We start from the raw sequence: 2,509 nt of genomic DNA, 5'->3' as shown, positions 1-2,509 counted from the left end.
CCCGCCGAGACCCCCCAATTTTGCCGCCCGTAAAATTTATAGGCTGGGTGAAGCGCAGCGAAACCCATCCTCAAGCTATCTCGTTGCGATGGGTTCCGCAAAGCGCCACCCGTCCTATGGGGTTGGTTAGGGGCGTGTCGGTCGCGGTTTAAAAACCGCTCCCACCCACCAGCGCATCACACATACAACGGCGCCATCTTCCGCCAGAAATAGCCCTGATGGGCGCGGCCATCCCATTCGTGTAAGGCATGGGGAATGCCCTTCTCCCGCAGGATGTGGCTCAGGTGATGATTATTGCCGAGGAAGGGGTCTTCCCTGCCGATGGTCAGCACGATGTCCATGCGGCGCAGGGCGTCCAGTCGGCCCGGATCGTCCAGGTTGGGCAGGAAATGGCAGGGCGTGTTGAAGTAGATGTTCTCGTCGTAATAGCCATCGAACAGATTACCGAAATGCTCCAGGCTCACGGTCAGATCGTAGCGGCCCGAGAACGCCGCCAGCTTGCGGAACAAATGCGGGTGGCGAAAGGCGATGTTGGCGGCATAGAAAGCGCCCAGGCTGCACCCGTGCGAAATCGTGCAAGCGTGATCGTTGCGGGACGCCATGAACGGCAGCACCTCGTGCAGCACATAATCCTCGTACTGCATGTAGCGCCTGATCCGGTCCGCCGGGTGCCGCCACCAGCAATAGAAGGTCTCGTCGGCCAGCCCTTCCACGCAATAAAGCTGCAAATGCCCCGCCTCGATCTTGTGCCGCAAGGCGTGGACCAGCCGCAGATTCTCGTATTCGTAGAACCGCCCCTCGCGGGTGGGAAACACCAGCACCTTGGCCCCGGCGTGGCCGAACACCAGCAGTTCCATGTCGCGGTGCAAGCGGACGCTACGCCAACAGTGATATTCGCGGTTCATAAGGAATCGAAGAAAGCGTGAAGGTCGGCCCGCAATGCCCGGTCCTGCTCCGGGCGGCGGGGATAATCGAAGTGCCCAGCGTCCAGCATGAACAAGCGTCTAGGCTCCGGCAGATTATTGTAAATGGCGAACTGGCCGGGTGGCGCGACCACCGGATCAAACAGCGCCGCCGCGACGTGGACGGGAATCCGGCTATGCCGGGCGGCGCTGGCGGCATCGTAATAACGCAATGTGTCCAGCGCATGACCGTGGTGCCGTTCGTAGGTCCGCACCGACTCGCCGCTGCCCAGGGTCGGCAAGCTCAAGCGCAGCGGCGCGTGGCCGAAGGTCGGCACCTTCAAATGAACCCGCCGGATGCGCTCGTCCCAGGGAAACGCCAGGGCGCCGATGCCGCCGCCGAAGCTCTCGCCCATATAGGCGATATGGCCCGCCGTCTGTGGGAAAAGCTCGATCAGCGTCGAGACCGCCAGCCACGCATCCTCCACGCAGCCGCCGAGGATGTAGCGGTCGCGCTTGTCGATGTCGTGCAGGACGTGCCAGGCGGGATTGTCGGACACCGGCGGGCGGCGGCTCCGGGACAAGCCCCGGAAGCAGGGGAACAAGAGCGCCGCGTCCGTCACCGGCACCTCGAAATCCGGCCCATCCCGCCCGCCATAGCCATGGCCGATCACCACGCCGCGCCGCACCGGGGCATGACGCGGCGTCAGCAGCCAGCCGCCAATGAGGAAGCCATCGGTGGAGCGGTAAGTCAGGTCGTGGGCATCGAAAGCCGGGTGGTCGGCATGGGCGGGGCTGAGCCATGGGTCCGGGCGGAAAGCCGCGACGCGCCGGTAGCGTTCCCGCCAGAACTCGGCGAAGTCGGGCGGCGCTTCGGGCGGGCCGATTTCCAGCAGCCGGTCCAGGGTATAGCCATAGGTGGGATCGAAGTGAAAGGCGTGGGGCAGCATGGTCACGTTGGCCTTGCGGGTTGTTGATGCCGGGACTCGAAGGGCGATTTTCCGCGAAGCCACCCTGGCCGCGCCACCACCATTCGGAAACCAAGCTGTTTCCCGGCCTGGACTCGGAGGGTCGCGCCACTTAAGCTTGGGGCTTCCGCGCCCATCGCCAAGAGAAAAACGCCTCATGCGAAACCTACGCCTCGCCCTGATTGCCCTCGGCTGCCTGAGCGGTTGCGCCATCACGCAACCCACCCAAACCCACTCGCAATCCGCCCCGAATCCCGCCACCGAGTGCCGGGCGCTGCCCGTCACCGAGCATGTCTGGCGGGATAGCTACCCGCAAATGCTGGCGTCCTTCGATCAAAAGGACATCCTCTATCCGCTATACGCGGGGCTGGGGACGATTTCCTTCGCCAGCGTCACGCCCCTGCTGCCCATCGCCGACGTGGTCATGGTGCCGTTGCGCCTTTACGAGTACAAATCCTGCACCTGAGTATTGGGCGGTGCCAATCCAATCTTGTAGGGTGGGTTAGGCGCACATCCGGCAAGCCACGCCACCGATATTGAGTTTGCCGTGCGCCGTAACCCACCATCCCCGTCGGCAAGGTGGGTTAAGGCGCACCCCGACACCCACACAGACGGGGGTATTAGATTTATCGTGGCGTG

At 63.5% G+C, this 2,509-nt stretch carries 3 protein-coding genes; 1 reads left to right on the top strand and 2 read right to left on the bottom strand.

Annotated elements, in window-relative coordinates:
- Positions 1-176 precede the first annotated feature (176 nt).
- A complete protein-coding gene (locus ACXWUF_RS21860) occupies positions 177-905 on the bottom strand; it encodes an esterase family protein (protein ID WP_458496622.1) in 729 nt (242 codons plus the stop codon).
- Positions 902-1,852 carry an acetylxylan esterase gene (locus tag ACXWUF_RS21855; protein ID WP_458496623.1) on the bottom strand — a complete coding sequence of 317 codons (951 nt, stop codon included), beginning with the start codon at positions 1,850-1,852 and terminating at the stop codon, positions 902-904. Before ACXWUF_RS21855 ends, ACXWUF_RS21860 begins: the two co-directional genes overlap by 4 nt.
- Positions 1,853-2,027: 175 nt before the next feature.
- On the opposite strand from ACXWUF_RS21855, the gene ACXWUF_RS21850 reads away from it, so the two are divergent.
- The gene (locus tag ACXWUF_RS21850; protein ID WP_458496621.1) at positions 2,028-2,336 is read left to right on the top strand and encodes a hypothetical protein; all 309 of its coding nucleotides are present in this window, start codon (positions 2,028-2,030) and stop codon (positions 2,334-2,336) included.
- The last annotated feature ends 173 nt before the right edge of the window (positions 2,337-2,509 follow it).

It is taken from the genome of Methylomagnum sp. (assembly GCF_054333355.1).
The sequence above is the reverse complement of the archived record's forward strand: the minus strand, read 5'-3'. Positions and strand labels throughout refer to the sequence as shown.

Bases quoted from the DNA above. Each gene is read 5' to 3' on its own strand.
- ACXWUF_RS21860 (WP_458496622.1), bottom strand. From the start codon at position 905: ATGAACCGCGAATATCACTGTTGGCGTAGCGTCCGCTTGCACCGCGAC.
- ACXWUF_RS21850 (WP_458496621.1), top strand. From the start codon at position 2,028: ATGCGAAACCTACGCCTCGCCCTGATTGCCCTCGGCTGCCTGAGCGGT.
- ACXWUF_RS21855 (WP_458496623.1), bottom strand. From the start codon at position 1,852: ATGCTGCCCCACGCCTTTCACTTCGATCCCACCTATGGCTATACCCTG.